This is a genomic window from Nocardia sp. CS682, from assembly GCF_004634405.1.
Taxonomy (GTDB): domain Bacteria; phylum Actinomycetota; class Actinomycetes; order Mycobacteriales; family Mycobacteriaceae; genus Nocardia; species Nocardia ninae.
Genome location: NZ_CP029710.1, coordinates 374,409 through 393,345, shown reverse-complemented (window position 1 = coordinate 393,345; position 18,937 = coordinate 374,409). Strand labels below are relative to the sequence as shown.

Here is an 18,937-nt window from a genome sequence, read left to right as displayed (position 1 = left end):
TGTGATCGGTCACAGCGGGGCGGGGTGGCGGCAGCTCGGCGGTGCCGCTAATATAAGTCAAAACTTATAGAAGGAGGACGCTATGCCCCTGCTCACCGATCCCGCCGGCATCGCCGGGCTCATGGTTCGCGAGGTCCGCAATGGATCTCGGGACGGCGCGCCGACCAAGATCGCTGTGGCGCGCCGCACCTACGCCACCGATCAGAACGACCTGTGGGACGCGTTGACCAACGCTGAACGGCTGCCGCGCTGGTTCCTGCCGATCAGTGGTGACCTGAAAGTCGGTGGCCATTACCAGCTGGAGGGCAATGCGGGGGGAGTGATCGAGGAGTGCGAGGCGCCGCGTCGGCTCGCCCTGACCTGGGAGATGGGCCCGCAGGTGTCGTGGGTGACGGTCGATCTCGCGCCCGGCGACGAAGGCACGGTGCTGGAATTGGCGCACGAGGCGCCGGTCGATCCCGAGTTCTGGGGGCAGTACGGTCCGGGTGCGGTCGGCGTCGGCTGGGATCTGGCGTTGATGGCGCTGGGTCTGCATCTGTCTAGCGGGGCGGCGGTGGACCCGGCCGAGGGCCTGGCCTTTCCGACGACTCCCGAAGGGATCACGTTCGTGCGGGCGGCAGGCTCGGACTGGGCGAACGCGGCCATCGAGGCAGGCGACGACCCCGCCGCCGCGCGCGAGGCCGCCGAGCGGACGATCACCTTCTACACCGTCGAGCCCGAGGACAACGCGCAGTCCTGATGACCTCTGCTCCCGAAAAAATCTTCGAGGCACTCGGCGACCCCGTGCGCCGCTTCATCCTCGAGCTCGTAGCCACCGGCGAACAGCCGGCGGGCACGGTTGTCGCTGCCGTGCAAGGGTTTACCCGGATCTCGCAGCCCGGCGTCTCACAGCATCTCAAGGTGCTGCGCGACGCCGGGCTGGTGCGCGTCCGCGCGGAAGGTACCCGCCGGGTCTATGCCTTGGACGCCGCCGGTGTCGAGGTGGCCCAGTTGTGGCTGTCGGCATTGACGGATCATCTGGCACAGTTCGCGCAGCCGCTCGACGCCCTCGCCACCGAGGTCGCCCGCGGTCGGCGTGCCCGTCGGGCGGCCGAACCCGGCCGGGACGTCACCGAGCGGGACGCTCGCCAGGCCTGATCAGGCGCTCGACTCGAGCTGGTAGGCGGCGGCTTGCAGGCCGAACAGCTGAGCGTAGGTCCCGTCCTTCGCCATGAGTTCGGTGTGCGTGCCTTCCTCCACAATCCGGCCGTGGTCCAGCACGATGATGCGGTCGGCGTGCCGAATGTTGGCCAGCCGGTGGGTGATGAGGATGGTGGTGCGGTTGGCCGCGCTGCGGCCGTTGCCGCGGCTGAGATGTTGCAGGGACTGGAAGACCGCGTGCTCGGCGCGGGCGTCCATGGCGGCGGTCGGCTCGTCGGCCACCAGGATGGGTGCGTCCCGGTAGAGCCCGCGGGCCACGCTGATCCGCTGCCACTGGCCGCCGGAGAGATCGCGGCCCTTGCTGAATTGCCGGGACAGAACCGTGTGCTCGCCGTAGGGCAGCTCGTCGATGACGACGTCCGCGCCGGATTCCCGTGCCGCCGAGGCGAGTACGAGGCCGTCCGGGTCGGTGCGTTCGATGCGGCCGATGCGGATGTTGTCCCGCGCGGTCATCGGCCAGCGGGCCGGATCCTGCATGACCATCGAGACCTGCCGGTAGATCGACTGCTCGTCGACGGTGGCCAGGTCGATTCCGTCCCAGCAGATCTGGCCTTGTGTCGGCAGGTACAGGCCGGTGATCAGTTTGGCCATGGTGCTCTTGCCGGAGCCGTTCTCGCCGACCAGCGCGATGATCTGGCCGCGGCGGATGGTCAGGTCGACCTCGTGCAGCGCGGGCTCCTGCTGCCCGGGATAGGTGAAAGACGCCGAGCGCAAACTGATCTCGTGCGGGTCGGCAGGGGCGTGGAGCTCCGCCGGTGGGCGGGTGCGCCGCTCGGTCTGGTCGAGCAGGTTGCCGTAGAACTCGAGGTAGAGGGTGTTCTCGTAAAGGCTGTTGACCCCGATCATGGTCTGCGACAACGCGGCCGACGCCATCCGCATCGCCACGACCGCGGTGCCCGCCATGGCCAGAGGTAGCTCGCCGAGGTAGAGCAGCAGGCCGAGCGCGCCGAAGGCGATGCCGGTGCCGATCCCGGCGATCGTGCGCCCCACCAAACGCACCCGTGCCCTGGCCAACTCGACCCGGCTGGTCTCCTCGGTGATCTGCTGACTGATCCGCCGGTACTCGGCGAGCAGCGCCGGGCCCGCCGTACACGCGCGCAGCTCGGCCGCGGTGTCCCGGTCCGACAACAGGTCGCTGGCGATGGCCGTCCGCAGATGTCTGGTCATGATGCGGATATAGGACTGGTAGGACAGCTTCGCGGCCCGCGCCGATGCCCACATCTCCGGGATGACGGCGAACAGCACCAGCGGCGCGAGCAACGGATGCAGCACCGCCGCCGTGCCCACCGCGGCGCAGACGTGGATGAGCGAACCGGCCACGCCGGTGATCGCGTCGACGCAGTGGGCGATGCTGCCCATGCCGCGTTGCAAGCCCTGGCGGATCAGGTCGGCGTATTCGCTGTCCTCGAAGGCGATCAGCTCGACCCGCGCGATCGCGGTGTGCGCCTCGTCCCGCGCTCGCTGTTCGACCCGGGGCTTCAGCAGCGCTTCGGCTGTGGCGGAGCCGCTTTCGAGCAGGGCGCGCGCCGCGAGTGCGGCCACCACCGAGCCGACCGCGGGCAATGCCGCCACCACGCGCTGCGCGGTAGGTCCCTGCGCGAGCAGCATGGTCAGCACGTCGGCGGTGGCGAGCAAGCCGACTGCGGTCGCGAATCCGCCTGCTATGGCCAGGAGTGCGGTGAGCAGAGTCAGACGCCAGGAGGCCTGCCAGGCCAAGCCGGTCACCACTCGTGCGCCTGCGGGTAGCGCCCGTAATGTCCGCCAGATCCCGGCCTCGGCGACCTGCTTGTCCACCGTCATCCAGGTCGGTGTGGTCATCTCGTCGATGCCGACGAGGGGTGGTGCGGTGGTTTCTGCGGCCATCGGGTCCCCTCCTGTGCCTGCCGGCGTACGTCTACAGGCTTGCGCCGATACCGCGGAAATGCACGGGATTATTTGTGGCGGAACGCCGCCTGGCCGAGATAGCGGCTGCCGCAGATGTATTCGCGCGAGTACCAGCCCGGGCCGGTCGTCGGCGGGTCGATCGGTGCCGAAAGGCGTTCTGCGCGAGGCGGTGTGCCCAGTCTGATGTCCAGGTCGAAGTCGTCGAGTTTCATGGTTCCTCCGCTGTCCGGCACAGTCTCGTGCCACCGCTCCAGGCTGGGGGCGTGGCGTGCCCGGACGACAGAGACCGCGTTCCCGACGATGCGGGAAAACGTCCCGGTCGGTCGCGGCAACCTCCTCTAGTTCCCGGGCCTGGCCGTGCCGCACGGTGGGAGTCGTGTAATCCACGCGGCGACGAACGAGCCGATGGGGAAAGGATGAGATGACCACTCCGGTAGACGAATTCGATCTCGATATTCGTCTCGGCGCGGTGCGGGCGGAGGTCCTGACCGACCCGATGGTGCTGCGGACCAACGAGTCCGTCTGCCCCACTGACGACTGTAGTAGTTACCCGATGTGCAAGACCACCGAACGGACTTGCTGAAAGAAGGATGAAATGTCCGCACCTGTTGATGATTTCGACCTCGACATCCGGATCGGCGCGGCGAGCAGGCTGCTCGATCCCGCCATGGCGGCGAGGACCTCGGATTTCGAAACGTGCAACGACTCGCACTGCGCGACCTGCGGGTCGGCCTGCAACACCGAGCATCCGCCGCGGTGCACCAGGTACTGCACGGTCTAGGCGACGAGATGTCCGCTCCGGTAGATGAATTCGATCTGGATATTCGGGTCGGCGAACCACCTGTGCAGTTCGAGGTGGGCATGGGGGTGACCCAGCTCGAGCCGTGCACCGAGGTGGGCTGCCCTACCGCGGCCACCGGCTGTTGCACGCATCGCGTATGCACCGGCAGCCGATATTGCTGATGTGCCGTTGCACCGACTTTCAGAAAGGACACCATCGTCAGTGAAGACGGACCATGCGTCGACGAGCGTCGACCGATGCCGGCGGCCATGGGGCAGCGTGCTGCCCGCCGACCTGGCCATGTCGGCGATCGCCGTTGCCGTGACAGTCGGGGAACGGCTGCGCGACGCGGAATCGGCGCAGCGGCCGAACAACGCCGGGCGTGCCGTGTTGTTCGGCCAGCTGGATCGGTTTCTGCCGGAACAAGATTGGCCAGCCAGCTCACATGCTTGCCTGGCGGCTGCCGCACGGACCGTCGAGCAAGCCGAGCACGGATATCTCGGCTTGTTCGGCGGACTGTGCGAGGTGGCGTTCGCGGCCGATTTTCTGTCCCGCAACGGGACCCGATATCAACGCCTGCTCGCTGAGCTGGACGAGGCGATCGCCGGGTCTGCGGCCGCGCTGGGCGAAACCGTGGCGCACAGACCGGCCGGACTGCCGTTCGCGGCATTCGACGCCATCGCCGGTTTGGCGGGAACCGGTGCTTACCTGTTGTGCCGCAGTGCGGAACCGCGAGCCGAAGCTGCGCTGCGTGCCGTGCTGACCGGGCTGGTCGCGCTCTGCGGCGAGAACAACGGACTGCCCAACTGGCACACCCCGTTCGAGGCGATGATTCCGAACACTCCGATGTCGCGTTCGTTTCCGACCGGTGTGCTCAACTGCGGTCTCGCACATGGGATTCCAGGGCCGCTGGCGGTGCTTGCGCTCGCCGAGGACGCGGGTGTTTCGGTGGCCGGACAACGGGAAGCGATCGCGCGGGTCGCGCGCTGGCTGGTCGCGCACCGATGCGACGACGAGTGGGGACCGAACTGGCCCACCGGCGTAGCACTGCCGGACGCGACCGGATCCACGCCGCCCGCGTACGGACCGACCCACAACGCCTGGTGCTACGGCAGTCCCGGCGTGGCGCGGGCACTGTGGCTGGCCGGGCTTGCGCTGGGGGACGACGCATTGACCGAGATCGCGGTGGCGACCATGGCCGCCGTGTTCCGCCGTCCGGCAGCTGATCGGCGCATCGACGCCTCGTCCGGCCTGTGCCACGGGGTGGCCGGCTTGCTCCAGATCACCCTGCGGTTCGCGCACGACACCGGCGACGCCGTATTCAGCACCGCCGCCGCGGCGCTGACCACCCAGCTGTTGGCGATGTTCGAACCGGAGCGCCGGTTCGGATACCGGGCGCTGGCCGAAAGTGGTCCGGCCACCGACGATCCCAGCCTGCTCGATGGTGCGGCGGGGGTGGCACTCGCCCTGCTTGCCGCGGCGACGGATGTCCCGCCGTCGTGGGATCGCACGTTGCTGCTGGCCTGAGGAAAGGAGACGGCGATGCCGCTGTATCGCCCGTTGGAGTGGCTGGTGGTGCGTGCGCCGCTGTTGCCCATCGAGGAGTATCTGGCGCTCGACGCGACAGCCGACTGGCCGACCGGCACCGCGCCGGGCAGCCTCGTTCCCGCGGATCCCCGCGTGCAACGGGCGCTGGCGGTGGGTGGCGGGGACCTGATGCGCGCCTTGGAACGGCCGGTCGCCGACGCTCGTGCCCGCAAACGACTGGCGGGCAAACTTCAGCGATACCTGATCAGGATGTCGAGCAGGCCGACACCGTTCGGGCTGTTCGCCGGCGTTGGCCTGGCGCGCTGGGGCGAGCGGACCGACCTCGCTGTCGCCGACGTGCCCGCGACCGTGCGCACCAGGCCGGACATGGGTTGGCTGCTCGACTTCGTGCACACGATGGAGCAGCGCGCGGAAATCCGGGCGCGGCTGCGGGTTTTCACGAATCCGGCCGCCTTCTTTCAGGCCGATCGGGTGTTCCTCAGTGAGCGCACACCGATCGGCGACGCCGCCGAGCCCGGCCGGGCGGTGTCGTTGCGGGCCACCACGCCGGTGCGGTTTGCGCTGGAGCGTGCACGAATCCCGTTGCCCTACAGTGACTTGGTCGATGAGCTGACCGATGCGCTCGGCGCGACGACCGAACAGGTGACACGGCTGCTCGACCAGCTGTGCGAGCAGACCCTGTTGCTGACCGACCTGCGGCCACCGCTCACCGTCGCCGACCCGGCCCGGTATGTGGTGCGGCGCTTGGCCGACATCCCCGCGGCCGCTGCCGACGCCGCTGCCGTCGGCGACCTCCTCGAACAGCTCGAGGCCTGGGACGAGCTGGACCACGATCAAGCCGCGGCCGGATATCCGAAACTGGTGGCGCAGGCCCAGGCGGTGCATGCGGTGCCGACACCCAAAGGTCCATTCCAGACGGACCTGGGCTTATCGCTGTCCGGCGGGCTCAGCAGCGCCGTCGCCGCCGAAGCCGCGCATGCCGCGGAATTGATGCTACGGCTCACGTCCTGGCCGACCGGCCTGGCGCATCTGGATCGCTACCGCGACTCGTTCGTCGAACGCTACGGGTCCGAGCGCGAGGTGGGCCTGCTGGAGCTGCTCGACCCGGAGATCGGGCTCGGCCCGCCCGGTCAGTTCGACAACACCACGGCGGACGACAGCCGACGGCAACTGCGTCAGCGTACGCTCACCGACCTGGCACTCGAGGCGATCAGGGACGGTAGGCAGGTGGTCGAGCTCGACGCGGTGACCATCGGCAAGCTCGCATTGCAGCCGATGGATAGTGCGAAAGCGCCCACTTCGCTGGACATTTCGTTGTTCGTCGTCGCCGCGTCGCCCGCGGCCGTGGATGCGGGCGACTTCCAGGTGGTGGTGGGGCCCAACATGGGAGCGGCCGCGGCAGGCCGCGTGCTGGGGCGCTTCGCCGACCTGCTCGGGTGGGAAGCCGATGCCGCACTGCGATCCGCAGCAGCCGCGGAGGCGGCCTGCCGACCCGGCAGGTTGTCCGCCGAGATCACCTATCTGCCGCGACCGGGCCGGTTGGCGAATGTGGCGATCCGGCCGCTGGCGCGGGAATGGGAGCTGGCCTTCGATACGACGCCCGGTGCGCAGGCCGATCGGGTGGTTCCGCTGTCCGAACTGGTCGTCGGCCTGCACGGAAACCGATTCGTGGTGCGGTGGCCGCGCACCGGGCAGGAGATCGTCGCCTGTGCGGGGCACATGCTCAACGCGCAGCTGGCTCCGGCGGTGGTGCGGTTCCTGGACGAGATCAACCGCAACGGTCGTGCCATGCCGACGACCTTCGACTGGGGGACGGCGGCCGGATTTCCTTTCCTGCCGAGGGTTCAGGTCGGCCGAGTGGTGCTGGCCCCGGCCCGATGGCGAGTGAACGCCGACGAACTGGCCACCGACCCGGCGGCTTTCGCTGTCACCTTCGCGGCCTGGCGGAAGCGGTGGGAGCCGCCGCGCCACGTCTTTCTGGCAATGGCGGACCACCGTCTGCTGCTCGATCTCGACTCGCCCGAACAGGTCGAGCAGATCCGCCTCGAAGCCCGCCGAATGCCCGGTGGCAGGCTCTCGTTGGACGAAGCGTTGCCCGCGCCGGATCAGGCGTGGCTGCCCGGCCCCGACGGGCATTACGTCAGCGAGATCGTTGTGCCCGTCGTGCTCGATGGGGTAGAAGCGGCTGCCGAGCCGGTTGGACTGCGGGCCAGCACTATTCGGCCGGCGGTCACCGAACGCCTGCGCCCGCCGGGCAGCAACTGGCTGTTCGCCAAGCTTTACCATGTGCCGACCTTCGAGGAGGACCTGCTCGCGGATCAGCTCCGTACGTTCTGCGCTCAAACGATGGCGGATGGGTCGGCCGACAGCTGGTTCTTTCTGCGCTATGCCGATCCGGACCCGCACCTGCGCATCCGCTGGCACGGTGACCCCGATCGGCTGGCCGACCGGCTGGCGCCTGCACTTCTGCGGTGGGGAAATGGTCTGGTGGCCAAGGGTTTCTGCCGTCGGCTGTGCCTCGACACCTACGACCAGGAGGTGGAGCGCTACGGCGGTCCGACCGGAATGGCGGTCGCTGAAGAGGTGTTCGCCGCCGACAGCGTCGCCGTGCTGGACCTGCTGCAGCTGATCGACCAGCGAACGGTCGAACTGGACCGCACGTTGCTCGGCATCTACACGGTGCACGATCTGGTCGCCGCGCTCGGCCTGGACGCGGCCGAGCAGGCGGATTTCTACCGGCTCGGTGTTCTCGATCGCCGCGCCACCTCTGCGGAGTACCGCAGCCGGCAGCCAGTTCTCAGGTCGCTACTCGGTGATCCGCAATGGCTGTCGGCCCAGCTGGGAGGGGACGCGATCACCGAGGTACTCGCTCGGCGCCGAATCCTGCTACGGGAGTGCGCATCACGCTTCGACGTACTCGCACAGTGCGGTGAACTGAGCCGCTCGCGCCTCGAACTCGCCCGCAGCTTCGTTCACATGCACTGCAATCGGTTGCTCGGTTGCGGACACCCGCCCGAGCAGCAGGTCCTCGGGCTCCTGTGGCGAACCAGCGAGAGTCTGCGCCATGCGCCCGTGCACAACAAGGCAGGTCAGCGTAGTTCCGCCGAATAATGTTGCGGCTCTGCGGCTTACAGGGGTACTCACCGCTGATCCGAGGTAGCGTGATGGCAGTCACAACTGCATAACAGAATCGGACACTGCTATGAACAAGTTGCTGTCGTGGCCCGCCATGCTCTGCTGGCTGACCGTGCTGCTGGAGGGCTACGACCTCGTCGTACTCGGGGCCGTCATTCCCACCCTCATCGATCAACATCACCTCGGATTCACCGCCGCCAGTGCGACTTTCGCCGCGACGATGTCGCTGATTGGTGTGGCCATCGGGGCCACCGGGTCGGGGCCGGTGACCGATCGCTACGGGCGCCGGTGGATGCTGCTCGGCTCGATCGCGTTGTTCTCGCTGTTCACCGCGGTGATACCGCTGGCCGGGTCGGTCGGCGTGTTCGCGACGTTCCGGCTGATCGCCGGGATCGGGCTCGGTGCGTGCATGCCGACCGCGCTGACCTTGATGGCCGAGCATATGCCCGCGTCCCGCCGGGCCTTCGCGAGCACGATCACCATGACCGGATACCACGTCGGAGCGGTATTCGCCGCGCTGCTCGCGCTCCAGCTCGTTCCTCACTGGGAGCCGCTGTTCTACTTGGGCGGCGTGGCGGGGTTCGTGCTGGTGCCGGTGGTCTGGATCAAGCTGCCGGAGTCCGAGGCGTTCCTCGCGGCCAAGGACGCGCCGGTCCGGGTGCGGCCCGCGGTGTTGCTGAAGCCGTTGTATCTGCGTGCGACGCTGGGGGTTTGGGTCGGTTCGTTCATGGGGCTGCTGCTTGTGTACGGGTTGAACACTTGGCTGCCGAAGTTGATGCGTGATGCGGGGTACAACATGTCGACCTCGTTGACGGTGTTGTTGATGTTGAACATCGGCGCGGTGATCGGCCTGCTGACGGCCGGGACACTGGCTGATCGGCGTGGGATCAAACCGACGGTGCTGGTGTGGTTCGGTGCGGCGGCGGTCTTCCTGGCACTGCTCAGTATCAAGATCGCGAGCACGGTGCTGCTCAACGGATTGGTACTGGTCACGGGCGTCTTCGTCTTCTCCGCGCAGGTTCTCATCTACGCCTACGTGACTCAGGCCTATCCGGCCGAAATTCGGGCTACCGCGTTGGGCCTCGCTTCAGGGGTAGGCCGCCTCGGCGCGATCTTCGGGCCAACGATCACCGGCTGGCTAATCGTCGTCGGTTCCGCAAACCCTTGGGGCTTCTACCTTTTCGCGGCGGTCGCCGCGATCGGTCTGCTGGCCATGGCCGCGGTCCCGCGTACCTCCATCGATGGCCTGGGCCCCAGCGAACCCGTCGAACAGGCTCGCTCGGCCGAACGCACGGTGTGACAGCGACCCGAGTCCAGCGGCATCGGCTATTGGCCTGCGGCTATGAGCTCGTGTTTGGCTGTCGGGTGTGAAGTCGAAGAAGATCCGGATCGGTGTCCACCTGCTCGCCTGGAGTGCCACGCTGGCCGGGGTCGCCGGGATCGGATTGCACTTCAACCGGTCGGGGTTGGAGTTGCTGGTCCTGGCGGCTTCGGGTGCGCCCTACCTGATGGCGTGCGCGCTCCTCGGTGCGCTGGCGTTCGCCGCCACGCGGTACTGGATCGGTGCGGCAGTCGCGGCCGTGGTGGTGGCCGGGGCGCTGTGGACGCAGGCTCCGCTCTATGTCGGTGGCTCGGGCGAGGGCGGCGAGCACAATGTGTCGGCGATGCAGGCGAATCTGCTGTTCGACGGGGCGGATCCGCGGACACTGGTGGACGAGGTGCGGGCACGGAACATCACCGTGCTCACGGTCAACGAACTCACCCCTGCGGCGGTCGAGGAGCTGGGCCGGGCCGGGCTCGATCAGGTACTGCCGCACCGATATCTGTCACCGGGACGAACCGCGACCGGGACCGGAATCTGGAGCAGCTACCCGCTGACCGACACCGTCGAGTACGACGGATTCGTGCTGAACCAGATCTCGGCCACGGCAACCATTCCGGACGTCGGCCCGGTCTCGGTGTTCGCCTTCCATCCGGTGCCACCGGTGTACGGCACGCAGGTGTGGGCCGATGAGCTGTCCCGGCTGCGCGAGATTCTCGAGCGGGCACCGGCGAACCGGCCGGCCATCGTCGGCGGGGACTTCAACGCGACCTTCGACCATGCGCAGTACCGCTCGATGTTGTCGGGCCGGTTCAGTGACGCCGCGGAACAGGCGGGTGCAGGCCACTTGGTCACCTACCCGACCGACAAGCGCTTCCCGCCGCTGGTCGGCATCGACCACATCCTGGTCGCAGGCGGTCGCGCGGTCGCGGTGCAGACCGTGGGGTTGCCCGGTGCGGACCATCGCGCTCTGGTCGCGCGGGTTCAACTGCGCGGAGCGTCGTCGAGTACCTGACCCTCGGGGCTGAATTCGCCCACCGGTTAGGCGGTGGCATTCAGCTCGCCACGCCGGACGACCACCACGCCGACCAGAATCAGTGCGCCGCCGAGCAATTGGATGAGCCGCGGCGCCTCGCCGAGCAACGCCCAGGCAAAGATCAGCGCGGCGAGCACCTCGAAGAGGGCAACGAACGAGGCGAGGCGGGAGCCGAGCAGGCGGGTCGCGGCGATGCCGGAGACGTAGGCTAGCGCGGCGGTCACCGTGCCGAGCGCGAGCACCGGCGGCCACCAGGCGATGGTGAAGCTCTGGAACACAACAGGATTCGTGGTCGCATGCAGCGGGACGATGCCGACCGCGCCCGCGGCCAGCAGGCCGAGTCCGCCGATGAGGAGCCCGCCCGCGGCCAGCACGGTGCCCGGCAGCGTGCCGTCGCCCTGCGCGGAGAGCACGAAGTAGCCCGCCGCGCCGACCATGGCGGCCAGCGCCCACGCCAGGCCGACCCAGCTGGTGGTCATGCCGGAACGCAGGTCGATGACCAGGAACAAGCCGGTGATCCCGAGCGCGGCACCGGCGACCGTCGCGGCGCCAGGGCGTTGGCGGTGCCGCAGCCACAGCCAGCCGACCACGGCGATCGGGGCGGTGTATTCGATGAGCAGCGCCACCCCGACTTCCAGGTGCGCGACGGCGTTGAAATACGCGAGCTGGGTACCGGCGACGGCCACCAGGCCGTACGCGGTGATCAGGAATGCGTTGCGGCGCAACAGGTGCCACTCGCCGTGCAGCTGCGCCACTGCGATCGGCAAGAGGACGGCGGCGGCCACCAGTACCCGGATCGCCACCACGGAGGCGGCGCTCCAGCCCGCGTTCATCAAGCCGCGGGCCAGCGGGCCGGAGAGTCCGAACGACGAGGCGGACAGCACCGCGAGGATCAGTCCGGATTTCAGCCGCTGAGCGGCCTTGTCATGAGTCATCGTAGCCATGGGTAATGACGGTATGAGGGCGCATGTAATATGTCAACATGACTTTTGCTCATGACACCGAGGCGGCGCTGGTGGCCGCGGTGGAGCTGGTGAACTCGGCGGAGGAGCCGGACACGCTGACCGAAATCGACCAGCTCGCCGAGTTTTTCGTCAAACACACCTACACCGGCGTGCACGCCGGCGACGCGGCGGAGCTCGCGCAGGTGCGGGCACTGCGTGCGCCGCTGCGCCGGATGCTCACCAGTGATCGCGATACCGCGACCCGGCTGGTGAACGAAACGCTCGCGGAGCATCGAGCGGTGCCGCAGCTCGTCCGGCACGGCGATGTCGATTACCACATTCACGCGGTGCCGTCGGAGGCGCCGCTGCCGGTGCGGATCGCGGTCGAGACCGCGATGGCGATGATCGACCTGATCCGCTCCGACGAGCTGAGTCGGCTGTCGGTCTGTGCGGACAGTACGTGCGAGGGTCTCGTGCTGGACCTGTCGCGCAACCGCTCACGGCGCTATTGCAGCACCACCTGCGGCAACCGCAATGCCGTCGCGGCGTACCGCGCGCGGAAGAAATGATTACGGGCGCACGGGAACGGACCGTCAGGATAGGCCGGTCGTATCGAAATCGGTAGTGTGCCGATCTCACATTGCACGATTTGCTGGACCGTCTTAATGTCGATTAGCACGCCAAGCTGGATGACCAGGGGGATCCCGGGCTGACGCTCGGGTCCGTAGTCGACCAAGGGCGGTATTCATTGACCGGCGATCGATCGATGTTTCGAACATGGTGGCGGGATCCGGTCGATTACCGTGCCCTGGTCGAGACGTTCGAATCGCACGGTGCGCTCGGTCGGTTCAAGTTCATGCTCGGTGCGGGCGGGCTGGTCATGCTGTTGATCGCGGTACTCGCGTCGGTGGCGCAGGGCGACGTCGCCGGGTGGGTCGGGCAGGTGCAAGGCGGCGTCGAGGCGACCGTCGCGGGGGCATGGACTTTGCGGTGGTGGTTTCTGCCGTGGCCACGCGAGCGCGAATCGCTCGCCTGGATCGTGCTTTTCGATCTCGACACCACCGCCAATGATTTGCTGGTGCACGATCGCGTCATCGGAGTATTGGGTGTCGTGCTGCTGACGGCGATGGGTGCGTATGTGACCGTATTCCATGGTCCGCGAATTCTGGCGCTGCACATCGGTTGGACATTGTTGACGAGCATTGTGCTCGCGGCACTGATGGTCAACGGGACACTGGCAGCTGCCGGGCATCCGGACAGCGGACACCGCAAAGAAGATCTCGCCCTCGGCCTCGCGGTCATCCTGGTCATGCTCGTCGTGGTCGGTGTGATGCTGCCGTTCGTGCAGTTCTGCCACTGGCTGCTGCGGGCCGACGCGCTGTCGGACCCGCTCACCGCGCTGCTGAACCGGCGTGGACTCGACGCCCACCTCTCGGCGCACCTCGTGCACTGCCGCGGCGGGTCGGCCTATGTCGCGACCCTGGACATGGACCGGTTCAAAGCCGTCAACGACACCTTCGGCCATCCGTTCGGCGACGAGGTGCTGACGCGGACCGCGCAACGGTTACGCGAAGTGGTCGATGCCGATGCCCTGCTCGCGCGCACTGGTGGCGAGGAGTTCGTGGTCGTCGGGTGCTTACGTGAGGACGCGGCCACCCTCGGTGAGCGGCTGCGCCGGGCGATCGAGACCATGCCGGACCTGCCGGTGCAGATCACCGCCAGCGTCGGCGTCGCGGTCCTCGACGGCGATCCGTACACCGCGAGTACGTTCCGTCGGCTGCTGCGAAGTTCCGACTCGGCGATGTACCGGGCGAAGCGCCGGGGTGGCAACGCCGTGGCGGTCGCCGGTCAGGACCAGTCGCCGAGCAGGCCGCGGCGCAAGGTCGCCGGGGTGCCCGAGATCCTGCCGACGATGACCTGTGATGACGTCGGCGTGTCCAGTGAGTCGCTGAGACCGCCTGTCTAGGAGGGCATTCCGTTCAGTCGATCAGCGCCATCAGTGCTATGAGGCTGTCGGTCACATAGTCTCGGTCGATCTCGGCGGGCTCGACGACCGTGTATTGCGCGAACCCGGTCATCAAGGCATGCACTGCGGGCGCCAGTCGGGCCACCTGCTCGGCGGTCGTCCGCTGGCCGTCGACCTGGTCGATCGGGTGATCGGTGAGCAGCTCCTTCAGCAGGTCGAGATTGCTGGGGACCTGCTCGTCCACGTCCGACATCAGCTGCGGGTCGCGAAGGGTGGCGGCCATCGCCTCCAGTTCGAACGCGAAGTATTCGCGGGCCCGGTTCTCCGCCGCGGCGTCGAGGACCGCGGCCGCGTAGCCGCGCAGCACCTCGGCGAGGGGCAGGTCGGGGTCGGTCAGTGGGCGGAAGGTGTCGTGATACTCCGCGACTATCCGGTGGATCGCGGCGAAGAGCAGCGCTTGTTTGCTGCCGAAGATCGAGTAGATCGCACCCGTGGTCAAGCCTGCGCGGTCGGCGATATCGCCGAGGCGGGCGGACTGGTAGCCGTGGGCGGCGATCTCGGTGATTGCCGCCGTGATCAGGGCTGCCCGGTTGTTCTCCCGGATCTCTGCACGTCGCATGAACTGATGATAATCTGATTATTGAAATAATCAGATTATCGAAAGAGGCACGATGTTCGAACTGGAGCGGCGCGGGCTGTTCGCGCTGGTGGCAGGGCTGGGTGCGGCAGTGGCGGCCGGTTGTGGGCGTGGCGAGGAGGAGTCGGTGCGGGTGGTTGACGAGGTGGCGCGGATCGTCGGTCCGGTCGAACGGATCGACGCGTTTCCGACGGTGGACGAGCTCAACAGGTTCATAGACGAGTTGGTCGCCGCCCACCCCGGCGTGGTCGCCGTCGAGGAGATCGGGCGGTCGCGCGGCGGAGATCCGATCCGCGAGGTCCAGGTGGGGTCGGGGGAGCGGCACCTGATTGTGCTCGGCAACCCGCATCCGAACGAGCCGATCGGAATGGCGACGATCCGGCATCTGCTCGGCAGGTTGGCTCGTGGTGAAGCGGACACGCTCGGCGCCACTTGGCATTTCGTGCCGTGCTTGGATCCGGATGGGACGCGGCTCAACGAGAAGTGGTTTGCCGGACCGCACACCCGGACCGCGGTGGGGCGTGAGTTCTACCGTCCGGCGGGGCCCGAGCAGCCGGAGTGGTGTTTTCCCATCACCTGGCGGGACAGGGAGGTCGGGGTGCCGATGCCGGAGACGCGGGCGCTGATGGCGCTGATCGATCGGACTCGGCCCGCGCTGATCGCGTCGCTGCACAATGGCGACTTCGGTGGTGGCTTCTACTATTGCTCCGGCGGGGACGCCGGTTACTGGTCGGCGCTGGTCCAATTGCTGGACGACGCGGAGGTGCCGCGGCATCAGGGGGAGCCGGACGCGCCCGGTGGGGCACGGTGGGCGGAAGGGGTTTACGAGCTGCCGACGTTCGCGAAGATGGCCGAAGCCTGGCTGGCGGTGGGGGTGGATCCGGTGGCGGGGATCGGCGGCGGAGGCAGCCTGGATTACGCGGCGCCCTACGGAACGGCGGTGCTGGTGTGTGAATTGCCGCTCTGGACAGATCCGCGGATCGACGACCAGACGCCGAGTGACCGGGCATGGAACGACGTAATGCGTTCCACCGCAACGGCGTACCGTGAGATTTCGGCGCTGGTGACCGGAGTGCTCGATGTATTGGGTGACCGATTGACCGGCCGCAGTCCGTTCGAACGTTCGCTGCGGAGTATGGCCTGGGGACTCGGCGAACTGGCCGCGGAGCGGGACGCGGCCGCCGATCAGGACCGCCTCGCAACTCGGGGCGAGATCTTCCTCGAGGAATACTTCTGGGTCGCAACGCAGCGCCTGCGCGCAGGGGGGATGCTGCTGCGGTTGCTCGACGAGGAGGCGCAGCGTGACCCGTCGCTGGCCGGCGAAAGAGCCAGGGTCGGTGCGATATTCGACGGTTGGAGTGCCGACGTCGAGCGCAACGCGCCGGGTGAGGCGGTGCCGCTGGAACGGTTGGTGGCGATTCAGGCGGGCGCCATCGTCACCGCGGCGACCCGGTTACGCGACGGGCTTCCGGTCTGACGCAATGGCCGGGGCGAGTGAGCAGCGTCATGGTGCCGGGTGCGGGGATGCGGCGTAAGTTCGTTAATTAGCGAAATGCCGAAGGGTGGTGAGTGTGCTCGACGAGTGCAAGGCGCTGGCGAACGAGACGCGGTTGCGCGTGCTGGAGTGGCTCAAGGAGCCGGACGTGCATTTCCCCGAGCGCGCGGACGAGACGGCCGAGCTGGGCGTGTGCGTCGGCCTCATCCAGCAGAAGGCGGGGACGTCGGCCTCGACCATGTCGGCGCACCTGGCGATTCTGCAGCGCGCCGGGTTTCTCAGCGCGACCCGGCGCGGGCAGTGGATCTACTACCGCCGCGACGACGCCCGCATCCGCGCCTTCACCGAACAACTGCACCGCGTTCTCTGACCTACGAAAGGCAACCTCCTATGTCGACTGCTCTGTCCATCCTCGACCTGGCGTCGATCGCGCCCGGCCAGTCCGCGCGCGACAGTTTCGACAACAGCGTCGCCTTGGCACGGGCTGCCGAACGGAGCGGTTATCGACGGGTCTGGTACGCCGAACACCACAACATGGGTTCGATCGCGTCCAGTGCCACGAGCGTGCTGATCGGATACGTCGCCGCGCACACCGACACCATCCGGCTCGGCTCCGGCGGCATCATGCTGCCCAACCACTCGCCGCTGGTGATCGCCGAACAGTTCGGCACGCTGGAGACGCTGTTCCCCGGGCGCATCGACCTCGGGCTCGGCCGCGCGCCGGGCAGTGATCAGAAGACCATGCTCGCGCTGCGCCGCAATCCGTCGTCGGCGGACTCGTTCCCACAGGATGTGCTCGAACTCCAGGGTTACCTGACGGGTCGGTCGCGGGTGCCCGGCGTGCAGGCGGTGCCCCGTGCGGAAGGGGTTGTGCCGCTGTACATCCTGGGTTCGTCGCTGTTCGGTGCGCAGCTTGCCGCGCAGCTGGGCCTGCCGTATGCCTTCGCGTCGCACTTCGCGCCGGACGCGTTGCATCAGGCGGTCGCCGTCTACCGCGACAGCTTCCGGCCGTCGGAGCAACTGGCCGAGCCGTATGTGATGGCCGGCGTCAATGTGTTCGCCGCGGACGACACCGACGATGCGGTGGCGCAGAAGACGATCGCCTACCGCGCCAGGGCGCGCATGATGATCAAGCGAGGTGCCGCGGACGTGCGCTACACCGACGAGGAGATCGACGCGTTCCTCGCCTCGCCCAACGGCCGCCAGCTGGCCTCGATGACCCAGTACACCGCCGTCGGCACACCCGGCGAAGTGCGCTCGTACCTCGACGATTTCGCCGCCTCGATCGAGGCCGACGAGCTGATCCTGACCCACCAGGCCACGCAGATCGCGGATCGGGTGCGCTCGGTCGAGCTGACCGGCGCCGCGATGGCCGCGGCGGCACCCGAGCGGGTTATCAGCTGATTCTGCGCGTTCCACCGCCACCGTGCGTTGGAATACCCTGTCCACCAAAGGATATGGTCGAGCGATGCGGACGGCGGAGGCATCTGCCTATGGTGCTCGTGTCTCCGGGAGCGGCGAGTAGGGGAGGGCGCGATGACTACGCACGTAGGTTTCGCCGGACGGACATATGTGGTCACCGGCTCGGCTTCGGGTATCGGCGCCGCGACTGCCGCGCTGCTTCGAGAGCGTGGCGCGAAGGTCATCGGCTGTGATCTCACCGATGCCGAGATTCAGGCCGACCTTTCCTCCCCCGCCGGGCGGCGGGCGCTGGTCGACCAAGTGCAGGAGCACGGTCGGATCGATGCGGTCCTGGCCATCGCCGGAGGCGGCAAAACCGGTCTGCTGGAGACGAACTACTTCGGTGCGGTAGCGACGCTGCAGGGACTTCGGCCGCTGCTGGCGCAGAGCCCCGCACCCCGCGCGCTAGCTGTCTCCTCGACGGCATCGCTGGCGCCGGCCGATGAACGCATTGTGCAGGCGTGCCTCGACGGCGACGAGGCCGCGGCTGTCGGCTATCTCGCAGCCGATCCCTCGGCCGGTGGTGCAACCGGCGGCTACGGGATCGCCAAACGCGCGTTGAATCGATGGGTGCGCAGGGTCGCCCCGACCGCGGAGTGGGCCGGTGCCGGCATCGCCCTCAACGTCGTTGCCCCTGGTGTGGTCGACACACCCGCTGCCGCCTACATCCTCACCGACGAAAACGTTCGCAAAGCTGTGGAAACCGCTGCGCCGCAACCGTTCGGCGGTTTCCCCGGTCGGCCCGAATGGGTCGCCGAGCTCATCTGCTGGCTGACGAGCGCGGACAATTGCTTCGTGACCGGTCAGATCATCTTCGCCGACGGAGGATCGGAAGCGGTGGCGCTCGGCGACCGTCATTGGCGGTGAGGTGACAGGAGCGATGCAGCAGGCGACGTCACGCAGGGGCACCGAGGGGTGGGTGCTCGAGGACGCGGGGCTTGTACTCGACCAGCTGGATGCGGCCGTCGAAGGTGCGGTGCTCGATCATCTCGAGGGCAACGTCGGGATAGCCGTCGTAGATGCGTTCCGCGCCGGTGGCACCGGTGATGACCGGGAACATCACGACCCGGAAGCGATCGACGAGTCCGGCTCGAAGCAGGGACCGGCACAGGCTCAGGCTGCCGATCGTGCTCAGGAGCCCCGAGCCACTCGATTTCATCGCGCGGACCGCCTCGATGGCGTCGTCGCGGACGAGTGTGGCGTTGGCCCAGGTCAGTGGCTCCTCGAGTGAGGATGAGAACACCACCTTGGCCGCCTGCGTGAGCTCGTCGACGGACGCCTCCTCTTCTGGCCTGAACTCGTCTTGGCCATCCGGGACCTCGCCGGCGGCGAAGCCCGACATCAGGCGGTAGGTGTTCGCTCCCATCAGGTAGGTGGCCTTGGGCTGCTCGCCGAGCCATGCGAGGTACTCCGGGCCCTCGAGGCCCCAGAACCCGGGCCACCCCTCTCCCGACGCGTAGCCGTCGAGGGACGTGATGAAGTCGACGAGAAGCTCTGGCATGGCGGTGTCCTTTCCTAGGGTGTCATGA

19 protein-coding genes are annotated in these 18,937 nt (G+C 67.8%); 14 read left to right on the top strand and 5 right to left on the bottom strand.

Going from position 1 to position 18,937, the window contains the following annotated elements; translation table 11 throughout:
• The first annotated feature begins 82 nt into the window (after positions 1-82).
• Both DMB37_RS01835 and DMB37_RS01830 read left to right on the top strand, forming a co-directional pair.
• Positions 83-739, top strand: coding sequence for an SRPBCC family protein (locus DMB37_RS01835; protein ID WP_135231141.1), 657 nt, complete (start codon positions 83-85; stop codon positions 737-739).
• Positions 739-1,137 (top strand): helix-turn-helix transcriptional regulator, encoded by a 399-nt coding sequence (locus DMB37_RS01830; protein WP_135231140.1) that lies wholly within the window; start codon positions 739-741, stop codon positions 1,135-1,137. The genes DMB37_RS01835 and DMB37_RS01830 overlap by 1 nt, the downstream gene beginning before the upstream one ends.
• On the opposite strand, the gene DMB37_RS01825 is transcribed toward DMB37_RS01830, so the two are convergent.
• The gene (locus tag DMB37_RS01825) at positions 1,138-3,063 is read right to left on the bottom strand and encodes an ABC transporter ATP-binding protein (RefSeq protein WP_135231139.1); all 1,926 of its coding nucleotides are present in this window, start codon (positions 3,061-3,063) and stop codon (positions 1,138-1,140) included. It lies immediately after the preceding gene.
• A gap of 68 nt (positions 3,064-3,131) precedes the next feature.
• The gene (locus tag DMB37_RS40350; protein WP_167768677.1) at positions 3,132-3,296 is read right to left on the bottom strand and encodes a hypothetical protein; all 165 of its coding nucleotides are present in this window, start codon (positions 3,294-3,296) and stop codon (positions 3,132-3,134) included.
• Between the two features lie 209 nt (positions 3,297-3,505).
• Here DMB37_RS40350 and DMB37_RS40345 point away from each other — a divergent pair, with 209 nt between their 5' ends.
• The 6 genes from DMB37_RS40345 (at position 3,506) to DMB37_RS01800 (ending at position 10,884) form a co-directional block, all read left to right on the top strand.
• Complete coding sequence (locus DMB37_RS40345; RefSeq protein WP_167768676.1) at positions 3,506-3,667, top strand: hypothetical protein; 162 nt, start codon at positions 3,506-3,508, stop codon at positions 3,665-3,667.
• Between the two features lie 12 nt (positions 3,668-3,679).
• Positions 3,680-3,865, top strand: a complete 186-nt coding sequence (locus tag DMB37_RS01820) for a hypothetical protein (RefSeq protein ID WP_135231138.1) — start codon at positions 3,680-3,682, stop codon at positions 3,863-3,865.
• A gap of 222 nt (positions 3,866-4,087) precedes the next feature.
• Positions 4,088-5,392: a lanthionine synthetase C family protein gene (locus DMB37_RS01815; RefSeq protein ID WP_135231137.1), complete on the top strand. Its 1,305-nt coding sequence runs from the start codon at positions 4,088-4,090 to the stop codon at positions 5,390-5,392.
• 15 nt (positions 5,393-5,407) lie between these two features.
• Positions 5,408-8,524 carry a lantibiotic dehydratase gene (locus DMB37_RS01810; RefSeq protein WP_135231136.1) on the top strand — a complete coding sequence of 1,039 codons (3,117 nt, stop codon included), beginning with the start codon at positions 5,408-5,410 and terminating at the stop codon, positions 8,522-8,524.
• Positions 8,525-8,615: 91 nt separating this feature from the next.
• On the top strand, positions 8,616-9,848 hold the full coding sequence (locus tag DMB37_RS01805; RefSeq protein ID WP_135231135.1) for an aromatic acid/H+ symport family MFS transporter: 1,233 nt from the start codon (positions 8,616-8,618) through the stop codon (positions 9,846-9,848).
• 67 nt (positions 9,849-9,915) lie between these two features.
• Positions 9,916-10,884, top strand: coding sequence for an endonuclease/exonuclease/phosphatase family protein (locus DMB37_RS01800; RefSeq protein WP_240772200.1), 969 nt, complete (start codon positions 9,916-9,918; stop codon positions 10,882-10,884).
• A 26-nt stretch (positions 10,885-10,910) separates the two neighbouring features.
• On the opposite strand, the gene DMB37_RS01795 is transcribed toward DMB37_RS01800, so the two are convergent.
• On the bottom strand, positions 10,911-11,849 hold the full coding sequence (locus DMB37_RS01795; protein WP_135231134.1) for a DMT family transporter: 939 nt from the start codon (positions 11,847-11,849) through the stop codon (positions 10,911-10,913).
• Between the two features lie 38 nt (positions 11,850-11,887).
• Here DMB37_RS01795 and DMB37_RS01790 point away from each other — a divergent pair, with 38 nt between their 5' ends.
• Together DMB37_RS01790 and DMB37_RS01785 are read left to right on the top strand one after the other, a co-directional pair.
• Positions 11,888-12,418 carry a CGNR zinc finger domain-containing protein gene (locus tag DMB37_RS01790; protein ID WP_135231133.1) on the top strand — a complete coding sequence of 177 codons (531 nt, stop codon included), beginning with the start codon at positions 11,888-11,890 and terminating at the stop codon, positions 12,416-12,418.
• A gap of 197 nt (positions 12,419-12,615) precedes the next feature.
• Positions 12,616-13,815 carry a diguanylate cyclase gene (locus DMB37_RS01785; RefSeq protein WP_240772199.1) on the top strand — a complete coding sequence of 400 codons (1,200 nt, stop codon included), beginning with the start codon at positions 12,616-12,618 and terminating at the stop codon, positions 13,813-13,815.
• A 13-nt stretch (positions 13,816-13,828) separates the two neighbouring features.
• On the opposite strand, the gene DMB37_RS01780 is transcribed toward DMB37_RS01785, so the two are convergent.
• Complete coding sequence (locus DMB37_RS01780; protein ID WP_135231131.1) at positions 13,829-14,434, bottom strand: TetR/AcrR family transcriptional regulator; 606 nt, start codon at positions 14,432-14,434, stop codon at positions 13,829-13,831.
• 52 nt (positions 14,435-14,486) lie between these two features.
• Here DMB37_RS01780 and DMB37_RS01775 point away from each other — a divergent pair, with 52 nt between their 5' ends.
• From DMB37_RS01775 to DMB37_RS01760, 4 genes are all read left to right on the top strand, one after another.
• On the top strand, positions 14,487-15,929 hold the full coding sequence (locus DMB37_RS01775; protein WP_135231130.1) for a M14 family zinc carboxypeptidase: 1,443 nt from the start codon (positions 14,487-14,489) through the stop codon (positions 15,927-15,929).
• Positions 15,930-16,017: 88 nt separating this feature from the next.
• On the top strand, positions 16,018-16,317 hold the full coding sequence (locus tag DMB37_RS01770; RefSeq protein WP_107660500.1) for a helix-turn-helix transcriptional regulator: 300 nt from the start codon (positions 16,018-16,020) through the stop codon (positions 16,315-16,317).
• Between the two features lie 20 nt (positions 16,318-16,337).
• Positions 16,338-17,351 (top strand): LLM class flavin-dependent oxidoreductase, encoded by a 1,014-nt coding sequence (locus tag DMB37_RS01765; RefSeq protein ID WP_135231129.1) that lies wholly within the window; start codon positions 16,338-16,340, stop codon positions 17,349-17,351.
• Between the two features lie 132 nt (positions 17,352-17,483).
• Complete coding sequence (locus tag DMB37_RS01760) at positions 17,484-18,275, top strand: SDR family oxidoreductase (RefSeq protein WP_240772198.1); 792 nt, start codon at positions 17,484-17,486, stop codon at positions 18,273-18,275.
• Between the two features lie 28 nt (positions 18,276-18,303).
• On the opposite strand, the gene DMB37_RS01755 is transcribed toward DMB37_RS01760, so the two are convergent.
• Entirely contained in the window at positions 18,304-18,909 is a 606-nt protein-coding gene (locus tag DMB37_RS01755) for a dihydrofolate reductase family protein (RefSeq protein WP_135231128.1), read from the bottom strand.
• Positions 18,910-18,937 lie beyond the last annotated feature (28 nt).

Bases quoted from the DNA above. Each gene is read 5' to 3' on its own strand.
- DMB37_RS01835 (WP_135231141.1), top strand. From the start codon at position 83: ATGCCCCTGCTCACCGATCCCGCCGGCATCGCCGGGCTCATGGTTCGC.
- DMB37_RS01830 (WP_135231140.1), top strand. From the start codon at position 739: ATGACCTCTGCTCCCGAAAAAATCTTCGAGGCACTCGGCGACCCCGTG.
- DMB37_RS01825 (WP_135231139.1), bottom strand. From the start codon at position 3,063: ATGGCCGCAGAAACCACCGCACCACCCCTCGTCGGCATCGACGAGATG.
- DMB37_RS40350 (WP_167768677.1), bottom strand. From the start codon at position 3,296: ATGAAACTCGACGACTTCGACCTGGACATCAGACTGGGCACACCGCCT.
- DMB37_RS40345 (WP_167768676.1), top strand. From the start codon at position 3,506: ATGACCACTCCGGTAGACGAATTCGATCTCGATATTCGTCTCGGCGCG.
- DMB37_RS01820 (WP_135231138.1), top strand. From the start codon at position 3,680: ATGTCCGCACCTGTTGATGATTTCGACCTCGACATCCGGATCGGCGCG.
- DMB37_RS01810 (WP_135231136.1), top strand. From the start codon at position 5,408: ATGCCGCTGTATCGCCCGTTGGAGTGGCTGGTGGTGCGTGCGCCGCTG.
- DMB37_RS01805 (WP_135231135.1), top strand. From the start codon at position 8,616: ATGAACAAGTTGCTGTCGTGGCCCGCCATGCTCTGCTGGCTGACCGTG.
- DMB37_RS01795 (WP_135231134.1), bottom strand. From the start codon at position 11,849: ATGGCTACGATGACTCATGACAAGGCCGCTCAGCGGCTGAAATCCGGA.
- DMB37_RS01790 (WP_135231133.1), top strand. From the start codon at position 11,888: ATGACTTTTGCTCATGACACCGAGGCGGCGCTGGTGGCCGCGGTGGAG.
- DMB37_RS01785 (WP_240772199.1), top strand. From the start codon at position 12,616: ATGTTTCGAACATGGTGGCGGGATCCGGTCGATTACCGTGCCCTGGTC.
- DMB37_RS01780 (WP_135231131.1), bottom strand. From the start codon at position 14,434: ATGCGACGTGCAGAGATCCGGGAGAACAACCGGGCAGCCCTGATCACG.
- DMB37_RS01775 (WP_135231130.1), top strand. From the start codon at position 14,487: ATGTTCGAACTGGAGCGGCGCGGGCTGTTCGCGCTGGTGGCAGGGCTG.
- DMB37_RS01765 (WP_135231129.1), top strand. From the start codon at position 16,338: ATGTCGACTGCTCTGTCCATCCTCGACCTGGCGTCGATCGCGCCCGGC.
- DMB37_RS01760 (WP_240772198.1), top strand. From the start codon at position 17,484: ATGACTACGCACGTAGGTTTCGCCGGACGGACATATGTGGTCACCGGC.
- DMB37_RS01755 (WP_135231128.1), bottom strand. From the start codon at position 18,909: ATGCCAGAGCTTCTCGTCGACTTCATCACGTCCCTCGACGGCTACGCG.